Origin of the sequence: Acinetobacter seifertii (genome assembly GCF_016064815.1) — a bacterium.
Classification (GTDB): Bacteria; Pseudomonadota; Gammaproteobacteria; order Pseudomonadales; family Moraxellaceae; genus Acinetobacter; species Acinetobacter seifertii.
This window is the reverse complement of the sequence record NZ_CP065820.1, coordinates 582317-604512: the sequence shown is the minus strand read 5'-3', so window position 1 is coordinate 604512 and position 22196 is coordinate 582317. Positions and strand designations below refer to the sequence as shown.

The following is a 22196-nucleotide window of genomic DNA, read 5'->3' as shown; positions in this document are numbered from 1 at the left end:
CTACTTATTTTTTATCTTTATTCATAGTCTGTTCAAACAGTTTGGCTTCTTTTAGAAAAGCATAAAACGCGTTAATCATACTATTTACGAAACCACGCCAACCATTTAAGAAACTACGGCGAATAAAATAAGACTTCAGAAAAGTCACTGGCATTACCAGAACTAATTTAGCAACACTTGGAGACTTACCCTTTTGGTATTTCTCTAATGCTTTGAGGTTGGAATATTGGTTATTTTTTTCGACTTTAACGAAAATGCTCGACTCGCCATAATGGTAAATATCATGTTGAGCACGCTGAGATTCACCATCTACGATCACGTTTTCATGAACTTTATTAGCAAGGTCATAATGCCCTTTAGATTTACGGAAAAACCGCACCTTTGCATGTTTCTTAGTATGTTTGCTGTTGGGAACACCTAAAAACACATCATTAATCGGTGTGATTAATGCATCAAGTTTATCTTGCTGAATGGTCTCAACAATTTCTTGTTTTAACTCATTAGATAAGACTTCGTCGCCATCTAGATTAAGTACCCAATCATTTCGGCATTTTGCTAAAGCCAAACTTTTTTGTCCAGCATAACCTTGCCAGTCTTGATGAGAAATTTGCGTATTTTCAAAGCTCTCTGCAATTTCATAAGTATTATCAGTACTCCCAGAGTCTAAAATAATAACTTCATCGAAATCACTGACACTTTGCAAAGTTCGTTCTAACCAAGCACCACAGTCCAAAGTAACAATATAGACACTACATGGAATTTTATTCATAACTTATAACGTCCTTTAGCAAGGGCGATACGCATCTGTAAAGCATTCATGGCACCATGCGTGCTGACACGTGGAATATTAAATTGATTAACTACTTCGTAAGCTTCGATTTTTTTACGAGTCGATACAGCATTTTTAAAGCCAATCTCTTGAGCCATTTTTTGGTGCTTTTCGTTAAATCGACCAAATGGATAAGCAAAGCTCGGGCACTTCCCAACTAATGCTTCAACATCTTGTTTAGACTGAAGCATTTCGTCAAAAGCGGTTTGATCGTCAAGCTTAAGTAAGTTCACATGATGTTGGGTATGCGCACCAAATTCAATCAAACCAGAATTCGCCATTTCATGGATTTGCTCATGAGTTAGCTTTTCGATTCCTTCAATTTGCGTCGCCAAATAAATGGTTGCCTTTGCATTATATTTTTTAAGTAATGGATAGGCATAAAGATAATTATCCATAAAACCATCATCAAAACTTAAAGCAACGACATTCTTTTGATTACGGTATTGTTCAAGCTCAGAGACAAAACAGAAGATAGCCCCTTTACGTGTCAACAACTGTAAGAGTTGTTCAAACTTTTCAGGAGGCATGTTCATACCAGAGGCTACATCTTTAGGCGTAACCTGATGCAACATCACAATGCGTGGTAGTTTGTTCGAACGAAACGGAAGCCAGAAAGTGTAATTACCCAGCACATATAACAGTGCAGCAAGTGCTAGTAGGCCTACCGCAACGTACAAAAACCACATCATGCATAAACCTCATGTGACCATTCATAATCTTCTGAAAGGGGCTGCTTAAATGTCACTTCAACCATATACTGGGTAATGCGTTTAGCATTGAAAGACCTACGTGTTTTCTCCCAGCCCTCTTTCGCTATTTTTTCAGCCTGATCTGGGTTTTGATCAAAGAATTGGATCTTCTTAGCCAAATCAAATTGATCATCAAAGTAAACCACTTCCTGCTCAGTATAGAGTTTCTCAAAACCAGGAATTCTTGGACTAAAGGTGAGTAAACCATTACCAGTCAGCTGTACAATACGGTCAGAACTATACAAGGTTACGTCATTACGGCGTGAGTAATTAAGTCCCATTTTTGTTTCAGACAAAACCTTATAATAAGCTTTCCCGTAAACGCCAGGTTGCTCAAAACAACCATAATATTGATAGTTTACATGACCTTGTTGTAGAGCATCTGCCAAATCTTTTAAGAACTTTTCACGCTCAGGTTCTTTATAAACCACACCACAGAAGATAAATGTCTTATCAATCTTAGCGTTTGAAAACTGTTGCAGAATTTCTACATTACGATGACCAACATTAGGTAAATAAGCTACGCTTAAATGTGGCTGCTTTAACTTCTGTAGATACTCACCACCAGTTGTACAGAAAATAGCATCTAAATACGGAGAGAATGCTTTGACAAAACCAAGTTTGCTCTCTAAATAAAGCGGATCAACATACCAAAATGCAATTTTAGTATTTGGATAAGCTTCTTTGATTTGTCTTAGGACATCTGGACTCATCAAATCACTATGACCTATAAGTACCAAATCAGGCTCAATGTTATTTACGACTTTTAATACTTCTTTATTGGCCCAATTAGCACCCAATTTTTTTGTTTTAAAAATCGTCCCCATTCGTGCCATATCACGAAAGCTAAAATCATAAACAAAATGGCCATTTTCAATTAATCCGGCAGAAATTTTACGATCTGTGCAGTAAAAATGTGCGCCTTGTTTATTAAAGCCAAAATTTGCGATATGCAATATTTTCATTCTAAACTCTATAATTCCATCAATTCTGGAGATGAACTAAAATATTATATCATGCCTGAATTTATGTAGACCCTGTTAGCGAAATATAGGATGATATCGCGCTTTTACACTTGGAACAGCTTAGCGTGATTTTTCGATTCAAAACAGGAAAGTTATGGTTCTTTATTTATTGCTTTATGCTGCTTGTTCCATCATTCATTATTTCCAGTGATGGTTTTTTCAAAGCCTTATATCCGCTTATTTTTTTCGTTTTTTTAATTTATCACTACCGCCGTTTTTTCTGGCTTAGCTTACCTATTTACCTTCTAACTCCTTTTGCACTTTATTACGAAATTACCTATAACGCCCCAACTGAAATTTCAGTATGGCTCACAATTTTGGGAAGCTCCACAACTGAAGGTAGAGTCTATTTATCGACACTAGATATTCCTTTAGCAATTGGTTTGATTATTGCCTATATCATTCCTTTGGCTTTCTTTTATCATTTTATTCCAAATCAAAGACTAAACACTCCAATATGGGTACGTATTTTAGCTTTATGTCTTATTTTTTCGCCAATTCAACGCTACCTTAAAGCACCTGATCATCAGCAAGGTTTCCTAAATGTATATCGTCATTTTAAACAATCTTATCCTTTAAATTTAGTGCTCGGTTTACCAGCAGCGAGCCTTGAAGTAAATCGTGTAAAAGACTTCATAGCCACACAAAACGAAATTGAGTGCACACAAGTTAAAGAAACTCGACCTACCATTACAGTATTGGTTATTGGGGAAAGTGCTCGACGCGATCGTTTAAGTTTATTTGGCTATACCAAAAATAATACAACACCATATCTAGCAAAATATAAGAAAGATTTATGGTTATTTAATAATACGATTTCAGGTTCTTATATGACCAGTAAGTCTGTACCAACCTTACTAACAGGAAAGCTCAACGGAACTGATAATTTAAGTCCTTCTATTGTAAATGCGTTCAATGCAGCAGGCTACAAAACTTATTGGTTTAGCGCACAAGCTCAATATGGAGAATATGATTCTCTTGTCTCAGCCTATGCATCTTCTGCTCAAGAAACCCAATTTTTGACGCAACATTCATATTCAGCATCACTTGAAACGCATTACGATGAAGAGCTACTCAAATCATTTGACCGAGCTTTAGCAGAGAAAAAACATCATAAATTCATTGTTTTACACCTTTACGGCTCACATGCAGATTTTACAAAACGCTATCCACCGCAATTTAATAAATTTAAAGATACCTATGACAATACAGTACTTTATACAGATTACTTGCTCAACGAAGTCATTCAAAAATTAAAAGCAACTAATCTAGATGCCAACTTAATTTATACATCTGACCATGGATTAAACCTTGGAGAATGTAAAGAAAATAGCTCACTGCATTTAGACATGAAAAATAATTTTGATGTCCCTTTAATTATGTGGAGTTCAAACTCTTGGAAGCAACATCATCCAGAAATGGCGAGTACTCTTTCTAAAGAACAAAGCAATCCTATAAGTTCAATTAATATATTACCTACAGTTTTAGATATGCGAGGGATTCACTGTAAAAATATTTCTCAAGACAGATCATTATTTAATGCAAAGTTCAAAACATATCCAAGAGAAATTTTAGCAACATCAGAAACGGTCAACTATGATAAAGGTCATGACGATAGCCAATGTCATTTAGTGAGCTGATGCACGACCCGATCCGCTTCCTGTAGGAGCTGTCCTTCAGGAAGCAAGTTTATGTCAGATACATTCGCTATAAACTTTTTCTCTAGCAGCACATCAACCGAATTGGTAATACGGTCTTGTTTAATTCTATCCATTGCAATCACACCGACTCGGCAACCTGCTGTAAGTGCCTCATAAATCATAGAAACACTATCTTCTGTCACCCACACCGCTTCTGCTTTTTGCATTTCCTCAAAAATCCAACCTTGAGGGGTTTGCTCAACTGGACATATCTGTAAATACTTGGCGAAGCTTTGCTGTCTTAAAATGTCGATAAATTCCGCAGGGGTACGACGTGAGGTCGTTAAAATAATTTCAGAATCTGGATTATGCTCAACTATTTGTTGAACACTCAATAATACTTTTTCTTGGTTCCATTGATGTCGTTTAGATGAACCACCCAATGCAATTAAAATTCTGGCTTTTTGATGGCGGTTTTCATTACGAATTGGATTTAATGCACCACGAGTAACAATAACGCGGCTATTTGCTGGAATACCATCGTGCTCGGGAATTACGGCATCGTCAAACCAAGCAATAGGTAAATTCGGCTTCATTAAAATAACGGTCTTGGCCTTTTTAAAAATTTTGCCTAGCAACCAGACACGAAAGTGAGTATGGCTTCCGACTCCAAATATAAAATCGGGTGCTTGTTCAAATAAAGTATTTTTTGAAGAGAAAAGCGCTTTGATTAGAGAAAAAATAGGCAAGTCATTAATAGAGACTTCTTCAAAAGTTGCATTTGCCTGTTGTCTCTGCATCGCCTGAAATAAACCCAAAGCCTGTGAACGATGCCCTGCTTTACCATCAGAGACATAGACAATATGCATAAAAGCTCCCTAACCCAAAAATAAAAAGGCGAAACCAATGTTCGCCTTTTTATGTTAACGGATTAACTTATTTTACGTAAGTTAACCAGTGTTCATATTTCGGATTTCTACCCTGAACTGCATCAAAGTAAGTTTTTTGGATTTCAGTGGTAATTGGGCCACGGCTACCCGAACCGATTGGACGGTCATCATATTCACGAATTGGCGTTACTTCAGCAGCAGTACCTGTGAAGAATGCTTCGTCTGCGATATAGAATTCGTCACGTGTAATACGGCGCTCAACAACTTGGTAACCAAGATCTCTAGCGATTGTCATCACAGTTTGACGTGTAATACCGTCAAGTGCACCGCCAGCGATATCTGGAGTGTGTAAAACGCCATCTTTAATCAAGAATACGTTTTCACCTGAACCTTGACATACATAACCTTGTGGGTCCATGAGCATTGCTTCATCGTAACCAGAGTGTGCAACTTCTTGGTGAGCAAGAATTGACAACGTGTAGTTACCAGATGCTTTTGCTTTACACATAGTCACGTTTGGATGATGGTGAGTAAATGATGAAGTTTTAACGCGAATACCTTTAGCCATCGCTTCATCACCAAGGTATGCACCCCACGCCCATGCAGCAACAGCGGCATGAATGGTATTATTTGTTGCTGCAATACCTAATTTCTCTGAACCGATCCAGATTAATGGGCGTAAATAGCAAGAAGCTAATTTATTTTCACGAACAACATCAATTTGTGCTTGTTCAAGCGTTGCTTGATCATACGGCACTTTCATTTGATAAATTTTTGCTGAATTTAACAAACGTTTTGTGTGGTCTTGAAGACGGAAAATGGCAGTACCTTTAGGCGTTTCATAAGCACGAACACCCTCAAATACGCCCATACTGTAGTGTAGTGTATGGGTTAAAACGTGAATCTTTGCATCACGCCAATCAATTAAATTTCCATCTTGCCAAATAAAACCATCACGATCAGCCAAATTCATGGAACACTCCAAATTGTTATAAAATCATTCACTATCCAACTCAACCGAGGCGGTTGGGTCTATTAATCTTTGCCATAAATTGCAAACGACCGCACGGGTACTACGCCAGTCCGCTGCGCTGACTTGCATGGATTGATTTGCAAGGGCTAAGCGGTGGCTTTCGGCACGTTCACTAAGATAGGCTCGAATTAATGCTGTGGCATCTTCACTGGATAAGCAGTCTGCTTTAGCAGCATCTTCTAATATTCTTACATTATCAGAATAATGGGCGAGATCGGGTTTCGTCCCGCTCCATGCAAGTACAGCATACTGTGCCATAAATTCGATATCTACGATACCACCTGCGTCCTGTTTTAAATGAAAAATACCATGTTTTTTTTGTTCAGAAGACGAACCTAGATGGTCCTTCATTTTCTGACGCATTTTCAACACTTCCTCACGAACATAAGCCTCATCTCTAGATTGAGTCAATATCTCGCGGCGAAATATTTCAAATTTTTGGCAAAGCGTTTCATCACCAGCGATAGAGCGTGCTCGAACGAGTGCTTGGTGCTCCCAAAGCCATGCACTTTTCAACTGATAATGTTCATAGGCTTTCAGACTGGTCACTAATAAACCAGCCTCACCAGAAGGTCTTAAGCGTGTATCAATTTCATAGACACGACCATCAAGCGTTTGAGTGGTCATGAGGGACATGAACTTTTGAGCAACACGCATAGCAAACTCAAAGCCACTAATTGACTTCGTTCCATCGGTGTCAGCTTGTTCATCTAGATAATGGATAAAGACAAGGTCTAAGTCAGAACCATAGCCCAGTTCAATGCCACCCACTTTACCATAACCAATGACAGCAAAGGCTTTGTAGTCGAGTGAGCAGCGCTTTCCTTCAACATCCTTTGGGTAACCATGGCGCTTCGCCACAGTTTGATAAGCTAAATGTAGGGTTGCATTAACACTCACTTCAGCAATATCGGTTAGTGCATCAGATACCTTCATAAGAGGGCTTTCAGCTAATACATCACTTGCAGCAACTGTGAGCACGTTGCTCTTTTTAAATAGGCGAAGTACTCGCATTTGGTCTTCGACTTGATCAATTTCAATACGAAGTAACTGCTGGCGTAATGAGTCTTCCAAGTCCTTACGTTTTGGCAACTCAAAATCCATCGATAAAAACTCATCCAGCAGCACTGGATATTGCGTTAGTTCTTCACAAATCCACGGGCTTACCGTCGCCATTTTCACTAAGCGTTGCAATGCCCCTTTACTTTCAATCAGCATTACCAAATACACGGTTCGACGCATCACCGATTCAATGAGCGGCATTAAACGTAACAGTGCAGTTTGCGGTTGATCTGACTGCAAGATCGCTTCAATCAAGTGAGGCCAGAACGTTTTTAAACGCTGCACCGCATTTGAAGGAAGTTTTTTAAGTGCATGTCCATGCCAAAATTCATGAATCAAATTTTTCGCATTATCATCTAGCACTTCATCTAGCTGTTGTTCTAACTGACCAAAATTTTCAGTTGCAGCATTAGAACTTGTATCCTCAATCAGTTGTTTAAATTGAACTTTAACTTTTTGACGTTTCTCGTCAAGAACATTAATAAATTCATTCCAGCTAACAAAACCTAAGGTATCTATAATGCGTTGTCTTAACTCCACTTCTTCTGGCAATAGCTGAGTTTGCTGGTCATTGAGCGCTTGAATCGCGTGTTCAACACGTCGTAAAAACAAGTAAGCATCTTTAAGCTCGAATACCGCCTGCTTTTCTAACAAGCCTGCTTCGCCAATGTGCTCTAGACTGACTAAGCACTGACGATCTTGTAACTCGCGTTTAGAACCGCCGTAAATAAGCTGGAAGACCTGAACAATGAACTCAATTTCGCGAATCCCCCCCGCCCCGAGCTTAATATCATCTTCAATATGTCGGCGCAGGACTTCACGCTCAATCATGGCTTTCATATCACGCATAGCGGCAAAAGCGGTGTAATCGACATAACGGCGGAATACAAAAGGACGTGTCATCTCTAACAAGTCTTGTCCTTCTTTGCCACCAGTCACAACACGGGCTTTAATCCACGCATAGCGTTCCCACTCACGACCATGCTGACTTAAATACTTTTCTAAAGCGGCATGACTAATCGCTAATGCCGAGCCATCGCCCCAAGGACGTAAGCGCATATCAACTCGAAACACAAAACCATCGGCAGTAATATGCTCAAGCAAATAAATAAGTTTTTGTCCCCATAAAATACAGAACTGCTGTACATCTATGCATTTTCGGCCATTGGTTTCACCTTGTTCATCAAAGGCAAAAATCAGGTCAATATCACTCGATAAGTTAAGCTCTTGCGCCCCAAGCTTCCCCATAGCAACCACAATTAAATCTTGAACTTTGCCAGAGTAGCCCACAGGTTCACCATGTTTCGCCACAAGTGCAACACGTGCAAAGTCTTTTGCTGCACAAATACTGGCATCAGCAAAGTCAGAAAGTTCACGAGTGAGTGTCACAACATCGGTAAGCTGATTGGCATCCTGCCAAATCCAACGAAACATTAAACGACTACGTAAAATGCGTAATCCACGCATCCAAGATATTTCGTCGGCAATTCCATTTAATGTAGTTTGGACAAATTGATAAATCTGTTCGGTCGAGAGCGGTACAGCAAATTGATCTATTTGATAATCTTGTTCTAAAACAGCTTGATGCAAACCTAAAACTTGTTCAGCGTACTGACTAGCACGCAATGTTTTTTGTAACTGCTCCGCATTCATATAAAAAGCTCTTTTCCTCGTACTCTCTTTTTAGTTATAGCAGTTCGAGTAGTGGTAGGAAAAGGGATTAGACTAATTTTGCTTCTGGTGAGGAATGATGTTCGGTCAGTGCGTCATGACTTTCTTGAGCTGAAGGTAGTAAAACCTTAAATGTTGTTCCTACGCCCTCTTTGGAACCAACATTAATTTGCCCTTGGTTAATTTCAATAAAACGCTTACAAAGGCTTAAACCTAGACCAGCGCCTTTCTCGCCTGCCGTACCTTTAAAGCTGGCTGTAATACGTGGATGGAACAAATTTTTGATTTGTTGCTCTGTCATACCCAAACCGGTGTCTCGAACTGTTATTTCTATATTTTTATCAGCTTGTCTAGCTTCTATAAAAACTTTGCCTGAGCCATCAATATCGGTAAATTTCAACGCGTTTGATACCAAGTTTTGAATCACAGAAGTCATCATATTAATATCAGCATAGATTTTTAAATCTTCTGGAACATCATTTACCAGTTCAATATTTTTCTTTATCGCTAAGGTACGCAGTACATCACAAACAATATTACTCACTTGTCTCAGCTTAAAGTTAATTGGGTGATATACAAAACGTCCACCCTCTGCCATGGCCCATGTCAGTAAACTTTCAAGCAAGTTATAGGTCGATTGCGAGGTTTCATATAAATAATCTGCAATATTTTGAATACTAGATTCATCTAAAGTCTCGCGCTCTTTGGCAAGTACCTCGGAAAACCCAAGTAACCCATGAAATGGCGCACGTAAGTCATGCGAAATAATCGAGAAAAATTTTGTTTTACTTGAATTAATTGCCACCTGTTGTTCATAAAGTTCGTTTAACTCTTCATAGTTAAACTTCAATTCAACCTGTTGCATAAACGTAGAGCAATAATCGAGCAGCAATTGAATATCATCATCTTCAAAGGTAGCTGCATCATCATCAAAAAAGACAGCAAAGCCCATCGAAGTCTTATCGGGATGTAAAAGATGTACAGCCAATGCCCTACTGCACTCGATGTTTAGTTCTTTTAAATAGTTGGTCAAGTTTTGATAGGAAGGATGTAGATGATTAATGATCTGTTGTTTAGCAAAGCACTGTTTCAAATGCTTCGAAGGCTTAAACGAAATTGCAGTTATACCTTCAGGGCAACGGTGCCAAAAGTAAGGTTCCTGATTAAAAGTTAATAAGGCTTTTTGACACTTCAACAGACGAAGACTAAATCGGAAAAATTGCTCGATATAGTTCTGCTCGGCATTTAATCCAAGTAATAGTGATATTCTACAAGCACTTAACTGCTCGATCTGATGTAGTTCTAAACGCTGGAATGTCATTTGCCCGCCTCACAGATTTTGTCGTTGTTGGTCGGAACCGCTTTCAAGAAATGTACTTATAATCATTATGATCTAATACAAACTTTAACACAGTACATAAAAAGAGCAACGTTCTTTTCAAAATAGAAATGTGAAGTTTCAATTAAAGGTTTTCAGATACATAAAGTGGGTATGCTTGAGAAAAATACAACAAATGTTTGAAGCTAGAGAGTTGTAAGATGTTAGAAATGCGAGTTCAAAATCATACTAAAAAAGAGAAAACTCATTTTTAAATTTTTTAATAATTACAACTTAAACAACTCTAAATTCAACCTAAAGACTTTAGCCGCTCTTCCCTTACGGAATGTGAAGAATGTGGAAATGATATTCCCGTTGAGCGTCAGCGCTATGGTTCTGTAACTCTTTGTGTTGAGTGTAAAAATACACAAGAAAAAACTTTCGCATCGTTATCGTTAATTATTTTAGTTCAACATGTCAAAACAGTTTTCACATTTTAAGTCACAGGTTTTCAAGAAATTAGCATGATTAAATTTAGCAGATAAAACAAAACCCCAAAAATTCGTGGTCCTTGAGGTTTCTGTATTCAACCCTTACCCAACAAGGATTAAATCATGCCTGAAATTATATCATCAATTGTAAAAAGTATAGAGAGTGCTATGGAAAAATATGGTTTTTGGAGAGTAGCTTTTCTTATTTTAATTATATTCTTCATCTGGAAATTGCCCGACCTTGTACAAGCATTTCGATGGTGGTGAGCTATGTGGTTATATCCAATATTAATAGGTACTATTTTTGGTTTGATCTTAAGCAGTTTAATTATTTTGCACTATTTATATTTAATATAGCCTTATTAAAAAGGCTATATTAAATAATGAAAACTATTAGAAGATTATTGAATCATTTCTATCGTTATTGGCTTTTGATTAATTGTCGCCTTCGATAGATCTATATTATCACCATATTTCAATGTTCTTTGAATCATTAAATTATCAGACTTAGGTGGAACTTCAGATGGTATTCCTTCTAAACTCGCTACAGGCTTACCATTTTCAATTGATAAAATCATCGTGTTTTCTTGAATACCATTAATTTGACTAAGTGAATTAATTTCTTGGCCTAATTTTTCTATATCCTTATCTTTGAGTTGATTATTTTCCAGATAGATTAGCATTTGATTAGATACCTGAATCCCATTAAAACTAGGTTTCCCTCCAACCCTTACAGCAATTGGATAAATATCACTAATCAAGGTACACAATTGCTTTTTACCTAAATCAAACATGCTTATTTTTTTACAGATCTCTTCAATCTCTTTTTTAAACCTTTGATCGCAGATTGCTCTTCTATCTTCTTTTTCATTATCCTTTTTACAAATTTCTTTTCCGTAATTTTCTCCTCCTTTTAAGCACTTAGAATAACAATTATCATGATTGGCACATGCTTGTCTGATATCAATTCCAAGTATTTGGTCAGGTACAAATTTTTCATTTGCTCCTGATCCGCAGCCATTATTAAAGTCTTTATAAGTAGCACCTACTTCTTCAGCATAAGCTGGTGCTGTCATAAATACCGCTAGCAGAGTACAAAACCAAAGTCGCTTCATAGAACATCCCCTTTAGTAGAAGCCACCAACAATTTTTTTTAGATTAATTTTATTTTCTAAATATATTTATCTTTACCTAGTAATAATAATCTTGTGTTCTCCAATTAAAAAATGGAGTTGTTCTATTACAAGTTAGACATGTCATAGATTGTGTCATATTTAATTCCCAATCTCCGGCAAGAGTTTGCTGTTTAAACTTTAAAGTATCATCGAAAGTTTGAAACGTGTCCTTAGTACCACATGCAGTACACTCAACATGAGTTAATCCATCTTTAATAATCATTACAATTTTATGCTTCATAATTAGTTCTCCAAAACCTTCACAAAATCATCTTCAGTCAAAATACGGATATTTGCACCATCCTTCTGCCACTTCAAAGCCTGTTCAAATTTACGCCCATAGCTCATATGTGCCCAATGAGGATTCCCTTTATTACAAATCACTAAATAATCAACTTTCTTAGTGAGACTATCTGTAAAAATACCTCCTTTGGCTTCAATAACTTCCTCCCATTCAGCCTTTGTATATTGTTCAGATGCACCAGTCAGACAAATTGTTTTCCCTATAATTTCAATATTTCCATGATAAAAATCAGGATTTTTATTATCTTCAGAGCCGGATACTCTAACTTGAGGTAAACCAAAATTATTAAGCTGGATATATTTGGCCAATGTTAAACGGAGTACTTCTTTTGTATCGCCACTTACTCGATTTAAAATGCGTACAGGATTCAAAACAAGAATTATTTCCTCATAAATAGGATCATCTTTCAGATAGTCATGACGATCCAACCACGCACTTAAAGCCAAAACTTCGTCATCTGTGTAATCATTATCACAAGCCAAACCTGCTAACACACCATGTAATCTTTGGACATCACAAGTATGTTCTTTAAAGTACTTTGAGTTTTTAAATAAATCTAAATGTGCTTGAACTTCTTGGTGATTCGTTAATAAGAACTGCGGGTCTTCAGCTGCTTTAAGCAAAACCTGATAAAGCGGTTCAAAATAAGGTACTGTTACAGCTTCTGGATATTGTTCTACCCATTTAATTAATGCCTCAATTTCCTGTAAACGCACACGACCATCTAAAAATAAACCCTCAAAAAAACCTAAAAACAAATTCCCTAATTTACTTTGTTTCGCATTGAAATTTATACGATTTAAGTCAACTTCCATGATGTCACCAATCTCATTTTATTATTAAAATAAAGTTGGTTACATAGTATCCAAGATACTAATAACAATCTATATTTTTCTTAATTCTTAAGAACTTATCTCTATATCTTTAGTCTAATTACTTCCCGACTTTTTAAGTACTTCCATAGCTGCTTTAACCATTTCAGTAGTATTTTTCATTTGATCTTGCAGAATATTACTTGTTTCATCATTGCTTTTATTATCGACGTCACGTCCAAAATATTTCATAGCTAGTTCCTTTCTAAGATCAGCCACTAATGGATCTTCATTCGATAAATTCGCTACATAGCTTGGAAATGCTTCTAACTCTAATTTAGTCTGCTTACATTGATCTGCCATTTTTTGATATTTTACAGACTGTTTTAAGAAGTAAGTAATTAGTGTAATGGATGTTAAAACTAAACTTCCTTTAAAAAAATAATAATCATAACCACTTAGGCCAAAGTAACCTTTAGTCACCAAAGAGAACCATATGATAGTTAATGATAAGATAATTATAAAAATAAAAAGAGACCTATTAACATCTGATTTATTCTGATTTTCTTTAGCAGCTAGATCATAATAGTCATGTATTTTTAAATTTTTTGTTTGTTCAAAAACAACTTTAACTTCCTCAATTGTCTTTACAAGTTCAAGCTCTCTGTTTTTCAATTCTACTACTGTTTGGTCTGTAGCTGCTTTATATGCTAAAAATTCCTCCCTCTGTATATCTCGGCTGAGTAAAATTTGAAGCATATTAACTTTATAGATAACTTCTCTTAAAAAATTTAGATAATCAGCCCAGTTTTCAATTCCCTTTAATACTCTTAAATTTTCTACAATTAATCTAAAAGATTCCTTTGTAATTAAATCACTCTCGCTTTCTAATTTTTTTAATGACAGTTCAAGTATAAAAAAGATATTTTCTATATCTTCAAATACCTCCGTAAACTCCTTCACTCTACTTGTTGGAATTGAAAATTCATCTTTTTTATTAATTAACTTTGTTTTAAGTGTATTAAATCCTTTTATAATTTTACTTAATTTTTCCTCAGGCTTATCCGAAAAATCATTATTTTTTTCAACATTTTCTTCTAAATTTATAGATTCTATCTCCCTCACTACGTACCCCAAATTATTATAAAGTCTTGACGCATAATAGTATCTAAGCTTTTCTAAACTTTCTACAATAAAAATTTACCCAACAAAAAACCCCTAAGCCTTTAGCTTAGGGGTTTCCGTAGAATCTTACGATTCTGAATATGGTCCCGAGGGTCGGACTCGAACCGACACGTCATCTCTGACAGCGGATTTTGAGTCCGCCGCGTCTACCAATTTCACCACCTCGGGAGAGGAAGTATGTTTGTGTTGCGTATATTAGCGCGTTTGTAAAACTTGTCAAACCCTAAGTGAATATTATCGTTCACTTTTAGATCATTTAAACATTTTTCATGATTTAGGCTATAAGCACAGTCATAAAAAAGCGAAAAAGTTTATACTAGGCCCAATTTTTGCGGTGTTTTTTTCTAAATATGCAACTGTCTGACTTTTCCTTTGAATTACCTGATGAACTTATTGCCCGTTACCCTCTTGAATCACGTAGTGCTTCACGGTTATTGCACCTAGATTCAAAGGGTCAATATCACGATCACATGTTCACAGACATTATCGATCTGTTTGAAGAAGGTGATTTATTGGTGCTGAATGACACCAAAGTCATGAAAGCTCGACTTAAAGGAAAACGCTCGACAGGCGGTGCGATTGAGATTTTGGTTGAGCGCATGCTGAACCACACCACAGCGTATTGTCATATTAAATCGAGTAACTCACCTAAAGCGGGTGCCGAGCTTTATGTCGGTGCAGGTAATATCCCTGTGATTGTACGTGGCCGTCACGAAAACTTATTTGTGGTTGAGTTTTCACAGCCAATTTTGCCTGTACTTGAGCAATATGGTCAGCTACCTATTCCGCCTTACTTTAACCGTGAAGCAGAAGAAATTGACACTGAACGCTATCAAACGGTTTTCCATAACCCTGAGAAAATTGCCAGTGTGGCTGCGCCAACTGCGAGCCTGCACTTTGACGAAGAGTTACTAGCAAAGTTAGAGCAAAAAAATGTTCAAAAATCTTTTGTGACTTTACACGTGGGTGCTGGCACATTTATGCCTGTACGCACTGATGACATTACCAATCATGTTATGCACAGTGAATGGTGCGATGTTCCCCAAGAAACCATTGATTTGATTTTGGCGACTAAAGCGCGCGGCAATAAAGTAATTGCTGTAGGTACAACCGCAACACGAGCTTTAGAAAGTGCAGCCCAAGCACACGGCGGAAAAATCGCAGCGTGGAATGGTGATACGCAAATCTTTATTTATCCGGGTTATGAATTCTGTATCGTAGATCGTTTAATTACTAACTTCCATTTACCTGAGTCTACCCTGCTCATGCTAGTTTCAGCATTGTCGAATCGAGACAACATTTTGGCTGCCTATGAACATGCAGTTAAAAGCCGCTATCGTTTCTTTAGCTATGGCGATGCAATGCTGATTGATAAGCTAGAAGTTTAAAATTTATAAATGGGTTAAACCTACTAAGTTAATTTTAAGGTTTAACCCAGCCTCTATAATTAAAATAAAAATACTCCTGATATTTCTATTTATCTCTTTCAATTTAAAAGATAATCTAGAATTAGCACTTTATGATAATCAACTCATTAATTTCATGCCAATTGATACCGTACAACAAGCACTCCATATAAGACGTAAAAAAAACACACAGGTCTTTCGTAATATTGCTCGACTTTGGGATGCGGGGCAAAAGTCACAAACAGATCAAGAGCTCTTAAACGCGTTACATCCATGGCGTGAAGATCATAACCTTCGTTTTGTAAATGTACTGCCCTATTTGTTAGGTATTTGCAGTATTACGACGCTATTATTTGGATACTTTTTTCATCCTCATATTCAATATATTTTAAGTCTCTTATGGGCATTTTTAACTGGTTTTCTGGCCTATTTGCTCTATGAACCGCAAAAACCTCTAAGCGAAGTCATTCACTATTTAGAGCAGCGTATGACTGCTTTACGTTATGGCTTACAGTTTCAACACTTACCAGCTTATCTTCCAATTCAAGCCCAACCCATTTTAGTCTTGAGCAAACTAAAACAATATTTCCCATTGTTTAATCGAGGCAATGAAGCGAATGAAATTACTGAGTTTGCTTCAGTGACATGGAATGATGGCATTACAGATCATCAAGTCCTGCTATTTAAATATCACTATGTAAATAATTTACCTATTCTTCAAGATCAAAACAGCGATAAAAAAATAGTAAAAGAGATTCATAAAGATTTGTGGGGCGCTTTTATTTTTCAAATACCAGCCTTAGGTATTGCCGTAAGTAATCAACGTTCTCGCTTTTTTGCACCCTACTTAAGCGAATGGCAAAGTACTGACATTCTGATTAACCAAGAGCTCAATATTTTCGGTACTGACCAACACCAGTTAGCTAAAGAAATTAGCCCAAGTCTAACTTTAAAACTTCATGATTTTTTTCAACATTTTAAAGGTGATTTAATTTATCATCATGAAGAGCAAATATTATGTTATCTCGGTGAGCAAGATCTTTTTCAAACCACCAGCAAACGTAGTGAAATTCATGATATTCCAGCATTACGTGGACATTTACGTACCATGACCATGCCGCAATATGAAAAATTTCAGCAATTCATGCTTAATTTAATTAAATAAATCTCTCGTAGTGCCGAACTAGCAACTTATTAAAAAATAAGAAGTTAAAAGGTCCAATGAGGGAATAAAAATAAGAGGAGTGAAAATGAAAGGCTTATTCATTTTCTTGGGGATTTTCGTCGTACTGATTGCGTGGGGCATCCACATTCGTAACAACATAGTCCGTTATTTTAACGCGACCAAGCGCGCTTGGGCTGAGGTTGCAAATTTCGAACGCCAAAAAGTAAAAACACTTGAAGCACTAGAAAGCACACTCAATCAATATACTCAGTTTGAAAAATCGACTTTAGAAAAAGTGACTGCTTTACGTCAGCAAATTCTCAGTTTAAATGTCGATCATACTGATATTGCTCAATTACAGCAGATTGAAAAAATGAGCAAAGAGCTGATCCGTAGCTTAAATGTCGTGGTTGAAAATTATCCTGAATTAAAAGCAGATACGCTCTATAGCAAAATGATGGATGATATTCAGGAACAAAACGAAAATGTTGGCGCTGCTATCAGCATTTTTAACCGCAACGTCGAAGTATTTAACAACCAGATTGAAGTGTTCCCAAATAATCTGATTAATACAGTGACGTTATCTAAAAAAGCAATTCGTCCTTTCCGCGATAATTTGGCTACAGACAATTTTGACTACAAACCTAACTTTTAGTCTAAATAAAAAAATGGTCATTCAATCGGAAAATTGACCTATTTTATAGCCAGCTACATTTAGTAGTAGAACTACTTGGCAGAATCAAGGAAAATAGCCCTCTTATTTTTAGGGCTATTTGTGTTTTTAAATTGGTCTTCCTGTTTGAAAACTCATAATGTTACAGCCCCTATTTAGCAGCGAACTGTTTTTTCGCCCTTGCACTGCCCTACGGTATTGCTTGCTATTGTTCAGGATTTTTAGATGAAGTTTGAAAAATTAGGTCAGTCGGGTCGTGCCCGTCGTGGTCGTTTAACTTTAGAACATGGTGTTGTTGAAACACCTGTTTTTATGCCAGTGGGGACTTACGGTACAGTCAAAGGCATGTTGCCGCGTGATATCGAAGATATTCAGGCACAAATTATTTTAGGTAATACCTTTCATTTATATTTGCGTCCGGGCCTTGAAGTAATCAAGCAACACGGCGGATTGCACGACTTTATTAAATGGAATAAGCCAATTTTGACTGACTCTGGCGGCTTCCAAGTATTTAGCCTTGGCGCTATGCGTAAAATTAAGGAAGAAGGTGTTACTTTCCGCTCTCCGATTGATGGTTCAAAAGTGTTTTTATCGCCTGAAATTTCAATGGAAATTCAGCATGTATTGAACTCTGACATCGTCATGATTTTTGATGAATGTACACCATACCCTGCAACACACGAAGAAGCACAAAAATCATTACAGCTTTCTTTGCGCTGGGCAAAACGTTGTAAAACGCATCACCATGATGAGCTTAAGAATAAAAATGCCTTATTCGGCATTATTCAAGGCGGCATGTATGAAGACTTACGTGATGAGTCTTTAAATGGCTTACTTGAAGTTGGCTTCGATGGTTATGCAATTGGTGGTTTATCTGTAGGTGAACCAAAAGAAGAGATGATCAAAGTTTTAGATTATCTTCCAAACAAAATGCCACAAGACAAACCACGTTACTTAATGGGCGTAGGTAAACCTGAAGATATCGTTGAAGCGGTACGCCGTGGTGTCGATATGTTTGACTGCGTAATGCCGACTCGTAATGCACGTAATGGCCATTATTTTGTCACTGATGGTCTGGTACGTATTCGTAATAGTAAATATCGTCATGACCAAGGGCCTCTTGACCCACACTGCGATTGCTACACATGTAAGAACTTTACCCGTGCTTATCTGTTCCATCTTGAAAAATGTGGAGAGATGTTAGCGTCTATGCTTGGTACCATTCATAACTTACGTTATTACCAACGTTTAACTGAAGGTATGCGTGATGCATTAGATAATGGCACTTTTGATGAATTTGTTCAGGACTTTTATGCCCGCCGCGGATTAGAAGTTCCACCTTGCCCTGTCGATGAATAAGCGAGATTTGCGCTCAACCGCAAGACAAGGTAAATTGCAAAACGAATTAGGATTATGTCAGGTATCTGACTCATATTTTTTAACTTTAGGAAATTAAAATGAGCTTGTTCATTTCTACTGCACATGCAGCTCCAGCAGCAGCCCAAAGCCCGGGTCTTTTGCCAAACATTTTGATGATTGTTGTATTCGTTGCAATCTTCTATTTCTTAATCTGGCGCCCTCAAGCAAAACGCGCAAAAGAGCACCGTTCTTTAATCGAAAGCTTAGGTGTAGGTAGCGAAGTTGTTTTTGCTGGTGGTTTAATGGGCAAAGTAACCAAACTTGAAGGTGACTATGCGGTTGTTGAACTTAACCGTGGTGTAGAAGTAAAAATTCAGCGTGCCAGCGTAATTTCTGTATTACCTGAAGGCACTCTAAATAACCTTTAATCATAAAACAGTCGTGCTTTAGCACGGCTTTTTCATTTAAGAAGAAAGCGAATGCGTTACCCTGCATGGAAATATTTACTGATTCTGGTTGTTCTGGTAGTCAGTACATTATACGCACTGCCTAGTCTATATCCGGATGAGCCCGCAGTTCAAATTTCCGGTGCCAAAGCTGGTACCCAAATTGATCAAAGTGTGGTGCAAAAAGCAGAGCAAATTTTAAAAACAGCAAATATTGCGAGCCACGATAATACTTTTACAAATAATGCTGCTCTCTTGCGTGTCAGCTCTTCTGAAGCGCAGTTAAAAGCAAAAGAAGTATTACGCCGTGACTTAGGTGATCAATATGTTGTTGCCCTAAACCTTGCACCAACTACACCAGAATGGTTGCAAAAAATTGGGGCTAAACCAATGAAACTTGGTTTGGACTTACGTGGTGGTGTCCACTTCTTGCTAGAAGTAGATATGGACAAAGCCATTTCCCAACGTATGGAAACCTCTGCAACTGATTTGCGTCGTCAGTTCCGTGAAAACAAAATTAAATTTAACAACCTTGCGTTAAATAATAATGTGATCACTGTTCAATTTGCTGACAATGCTGATCGTGATGCAGCAATGGATTTTTTACGCCGTAATGGTAATGAATATACCCAACAGGCATTAGCGAGCACGACGGGTTCTACCTTAAAACTCACTTATACCGATGTACGCCGTCAAGAAATTCAGGCATATGCAGTCAATCAGAACTTAACAACATTACGTAACCGTATTAACGAACTTGGTGTTGCAGAAGCATTAGTACAAAGTCAGGGTAGCAACCGTATTGTCGTTGAATTACCGGGTGTTCAAGATACAGCAGAAGCTAAACGTGTTTTAGGTCGTACTGCTAACCTCGAATTCCGTTTGGTATCTGACTTAAATGATCAATATATTGACCCGTATACAGGTAAATATAACGGCCAACCGTTACCTCCGGGTACAGAAGTTTTTGCTTATCAATCTTTAGATAGCGGTCGTCAACTTTTGTTGCAACGTAACCGTATCTTGACTGGTGAACGTGTTCAAAATGCAAGTTCTGGCTTTAGCCAAGACTCTGGTGGTGCCGAAGTAAATATTACGCTCGACAGTGCTGGTGGTAAGCTCATGTCAGATGCAACCCGTAATGCTGTTGGTAAACGCATGGCGGTATTGTTCATCGAAAACAAGCAAAAGATTACTTACGTTACAGATCCAAAAACTGGTGCTCAAACAGAAGTTCGTACGCCATATACCGAATCTGTCGTCATTAATGCTGCAACAGTTCAAGCTGTTTTAGGTTCAACTTTCCGTATTACTGGTTTAAGTTCTCCTCAAGAAGCATCTGAACTTGCATTAATGTTACGTGCTGGTGCTTTAGCTGCTCCAATGTACTTCGTTGAAGAACGTGTTGTTGGTCCAAGCCTTGGTCAAGAAAACATTGATAAAGGTGTTCTCTCAACTCAAATCGGTTTCTTGCTTGTTGCAATCTGGATGATCGTATTCTTCCGCGTATTCGGTTTAATTGCGAACTTTGCGCTTGTTGTTAACTTGGCAATGATTTTAACCGTGATGTCTTGGATAGGGGCTTCCCTGACCTTACCAGGTATTGCGGGTATCGTTATTACCATTGGTATGGCGGTCGATGCCAACGTACTGATATGTGAGCGTATTCGAGAGGAAATGCTCTGGGGTGCCTCACCCAAACAGGCCATTGTGGCAGGTTATGATCGAGCCTATAACACCATCTTTGACTCGAACTTAACCACGTTCCTCGTTGCATTCATTCTGTTTGCAATTGGTACAGGCCCAATTAAAGGTTTCGCCGTAACATTAATGATTGGTATTGTGTGTTCGATGTTTACTGCAATTACAGTAACACGTGCAATCGTACAGCTCATTTATGGTAAACGCCGTAATTTGAAAAAGTTGAGCATTTAAGGAGATCTATGATGACTAAAGTGACTCAACAGCCTTCAAAACAATATGGTCGTCCGGATGATGCAAAAATCATCCCGTTCATGAAGATTGCTAAACCAGCAGCAATCTTCTCGATCCTTATTACTTTAGCGAGTATTTTCTTTATTGCGACTAAAGGTCTTAACTTAGGTTTGGACTTTACAGGTGGTGTTTCTGCCGAGCTTAACTATGCACAACCAGCAAATCAGTCTGAAGTTATTCAGGCTCTCGATAAAGCTGGTTTTAAAGATGCGGTAGTACAAACGCTGGGTAGTAATAAAGACTTACTCGTGCGTATGCCAGTACAAGAAGTTAAGGTTGAAGATCTTAATAACGCGATTACCAAAGCTGTGCAATTACCAAATAATGCTGCCGAAGTTCATAAAGTGGACTCTGTCGGCGGTCAGGTTGGTAATGAGCTTTATGTACGTTCGGCTGGAGCGGTTGCTCTTGCGCTTATATTAATGTTGATCTACGTGACCATTCGCTTTGAGTTTAAACTCGCGATGGGTGCCGTGATGTCTTTATTCCATGACATCATCATCATTATTGGTGCATTTGCATTATTCCAATGGCCATTTGACCTTACCGTATTAGCTGCGGTACTCGCGGTGATTGGCTTCTCTCTTAACGATAACATCGTTGTTTCAGACCGTATCCGTGAAAACTTCCGTAAGATTCGCGGCGCGACTCCACGTGAAATCGTGGATATTGCTTTAACTGAGACTTTACGTCGTACAGTTCATACCTCAATGACCTTATTGCTTGTTGTACTTGCAATGATGTTCTTGGGCGGTGATGGCTTACACTGGTTCTCTGTTGCAATGTTTGTGGGTGTCTTTGTGGGTACTTACTCTTCGATTTATATCGGTACAGCATTTGCGTTGTGGCGTGGTCTTAACCGTCAAGACTTCATCGTTCAGGTTAAACCTGAATTTGAAGATGAAATTCCTTGATTGTCTAAATAAGACTATAAAAAAACCGCGATTTATTCGCGGTTTTTTATT

The 22196-nt window shown here is 37.8% G+C and carries 19 protein-coding genes and 1 tRNA gene; 9 read left to right on the top strand and 11 right to left on the bottom strand.

Features of this window, described 5'->3' with window-relative positions; all coding sequences use genetic code 11:
* Positions 1–4 precede the first annotated feature (4 nt).
* The 3 genes from I8T81_RS02985 to I8T81_RS02975 are packed head-to-tail and all read right to left on the bottom strand — an operon-like array spanning position 5 to position 2546.
* Complete coding sequence (locus tag I8T81_RS02985; RefSeq protein WP_191001112.1) at positions 5–769, bottom strand: glycosyltransferase family 2 protein; 765 nt, start codon at positions 767–769, stop codon at positions 5–7.
* Positions 766–1521 (bottom strand): polysaccharide deacetylase family protein, encoded by a 756-nt coding sequence (locus tag I8T81_RS02980; RefSeq protein ID WP_191001111.1) that lies wholly within the window; start codon positions 1519–1521, stop codon positions 766–768. The genes I8T81_RS02985 and I8T81_RS02980 overlap by 4 nt, the downstream gene beginning before the upstream one ends.
* Entirely contained in the window at positions 1518–2546 is a 1029-nt protein-coding gene (locus I8T81_RS02975) for a glycosyltransferase family protein (RefSeq protein WP_191001110.1), read from the bottom strand. The genes I8T81_RS02980 and I8T81_RS02975 overlap by 4 nt, the downstream gene beginning before the upstream one ends.
* 125 nt (positions 2547–2671) lie before the next feature.
* Between I8T81_RS02975 and I8T81_RS02970 the strand changes: the two genes are divergently transcribed.
* Complete coding sequence (locus tag I8T81_RS02970) at positions 2672–4246, top strand: phosphoethanolamine transferase (protein WP_227501325.1); 1575 nt, start codon at positions 2672–2674, stop codon at positions 4244–4246.
* On the opposite strand, the gene I8T81_RS02965 is transcribed toward I8T81_RS02970, so the two are convergent.
* The 4 genes from I8T81_RS02965 to I8T81_RS02950 form a co-directional block, all read right to left on the bottom strand.
* Positions 4231–5115, bottom strand: coding sequence for a mitochondrial fission ELM1 family protein (locus I8T81_RS02965; RefSeq protein ID WP_198072080.1), 885 nt, complete (start codon positions 5113–5115; stop codon positions 4231–4233). The two genes, I8T81_RS02970 and I8T81_RS02965, sit on opposite strands and share 16 nt — an antisense overlap.
* Positions 5116–5182: 67 nt before the next feature.
* Positions 5183–6109 (bottom strand): branched-chain amino acid transaminase, encoded by a 927-nt coding sequence (locus I8T81_RS02960; protein ID WP_198072079.1) that lies wholly within the window; start codon positions 6107–6109, stop codon positions 5183–5185.
* A 24-nt stretch (positions 6110–6133) separates the two neighbouring features.
* Entirely contained in the window at positions 6134–8884 is a 2751-nt protein-coding gene (gene glnE, locus I8T81_RS02955; RefSeq protein WP_198072078.1) for a bifunctional [glutamate--ammonia ligase]-adenylyl-L-tyrosine phosphorylase/[glutamate--ammonia-ligase] adenylyltransferase, read from the bottom strand.
* Between the two features lie 67 nt (positions 8885–8951).
* Complete coding sequence (locus tag I8T81_RS02950; protein ID WP_191012160.1) at positions 8952–10223, bottom strand: sensor histidine kinase; 1272 nt, start codon at positions 10221–10223, stop codon at positions 8952–8954.
* Positions 10224–10528: 305 nt separating this feature from the next.
* Here I8T81_RS02950 and I8T81_RS02945 point away from each other — a divergent pair, with 305 nt between their 5' ends.
* Positions 10529–10720, top strand: coding sequence for a TraR/DksA C4-type zinc finger protein (locus tag I8T81_RS02945; protein WP_198072738.1), 192 nt, complete (start codon positions 10529–10531; stop codon positions 10718–10720).
* A 392-nt stretch (positions 10721–11112) separates the two neighbouring features.
* Here the strand turns inward: I8T81_RS02945 and I8T81_RS02940 are convergent, their stop codons facing one another.
* From I8T81_RS02940 to I8T81_RS02925, 4 genes are all read right to left on the bottom strand, one after another.
* Positions 11113–11826 carry a hypothetical protein gene (locus tag I8T81_RS02940; RefSeq protein ID WP_198072077.1) on the bottom strand — a complete coding sequence of 238 codons (714 nt, stop codon included), beginning with the start codon at positions 11824–11826 and terminating at the stop codon, positions 11113–11115.
* Between the two features lie 303 nt (positions 11827–12129).
* Positions 12130–13005 (bottom strand): BRCT domain-containing protein, encoded by an 876-nt coding sequence (locus tag I8T81_RS02935; protein WP_198072076.1) that lies wholly within the window; start codon positions 13003–13005, stop codon positions 12130–12132.
* 114 nt (positions 13006–13119) lie between these two features.
* The gene (locus I8T81_RS02930; protein ID WP_198072075.1) at positions 13120–14127 is read right to left on the bottom strand and encodes a hypothetical protein; all 1008 of its coding nucleotides are present in this window, start codon (positions 14125–14127) and stop codon (positions 13120–13122) included.
* A gap of 141 nt (positions 14128–14268) precedes the next feature.
* Positions 14269–14355 (bottom strand) — tRNA-Leu (locus I8T81_RS02925).
* Between the two features lie 182 nt (positions 14356–14537).
* On the opposite strand from I8T81_RS02925, the gene queA reads away from it, so the two are divergent.
* From queA to secF, 7 genes are all read left to right on the top strand, one after another.
* Positions 14538–15575 (top strand): tRNA preQ1(34) S-adenosylmethionine ribosyltransferase-isomerase QueA, encoded by a 1038-nt coding sequence (gene queA, locus I8T81_RS02920; RefSeq protein WP_198072074.1) that lies wholly within the window; start codon positions 14538–14540, stop codon positions 15573–15575.
* Between the two features lie 154 nt (positions 15576–15729).
* Positions 15730–16758, top strand: coding sequence for a hypothetical protein (locus I8T81_RS02915; RefSeq protein WP_198072073.1), 1029 nt, complete (start codon positions 15730–15732; stop codon positions 16756–16758).
* 85 nt (positions 16759–16843) lie between these two features.
* The gene (locus I8T81_RS02910) at positions 16844–17413 is read left to right on the top strand and encodes a LemA family protein (RefSeq protein WP_004705661.1); all 570 of its coding nucleotides are present in this window, start codon (positions 16844–16846) and stop codon (positions 17411–17413) included.
* A gap of 243 nt (positions 17414–17656) precedes the next feature.
* Positions 17657–18790: a tRNA guanosine(34) transglycosylase Tgt gene (gene tgt / locus I8T81_RS02905; RefSeq protein WP_002157357.1), complete on the top strand. Its 1134-nt coding sequence runs from the start codon at positions 17657–17659 to the stop codon at positions 18788–18790.
* Between the two features lie 98 nt (positions 18791–18888).
* On the top strand, positions 18889–19218 hold the full coding sequence (yajC, locus tag I8T81_RS02900) for a preprotein translocase subunit YajC (protein WP_000051669.1): 330 nt from the start codon (positions 18889–18891) through the stop codon (positions 19216–19218).
* Positions 19219–19269: 51 nt separating this feature from the next.
* On the top strand, positions 19270–21171 hold the full coding sequence (secD, locus tag I8T81_RS02895) for a protein translocase subunit SecD (RefSeq protein ID WP_039253059.1): 1902 nt from the start codon (positions 19270–19272) through the stop codon (positions 21169–21171).
* A gap of 8 nt (positions 21172–21179) precedes the next feature.
* Positions 21180–22145 carry a protein translocase subunit SecF gene (secF, locus tag I8T81_RS02890; protein ID WP_151740957.1) on the top strand — a complete coding sequence of 322 codons (966 nt, stop codon included), beginning with the start codon at positions 21180–21182 and terminating at the stop codon, positions 22143–22145.
* Positions 22146–22196 lie beyond the last annotated feature (51 nt).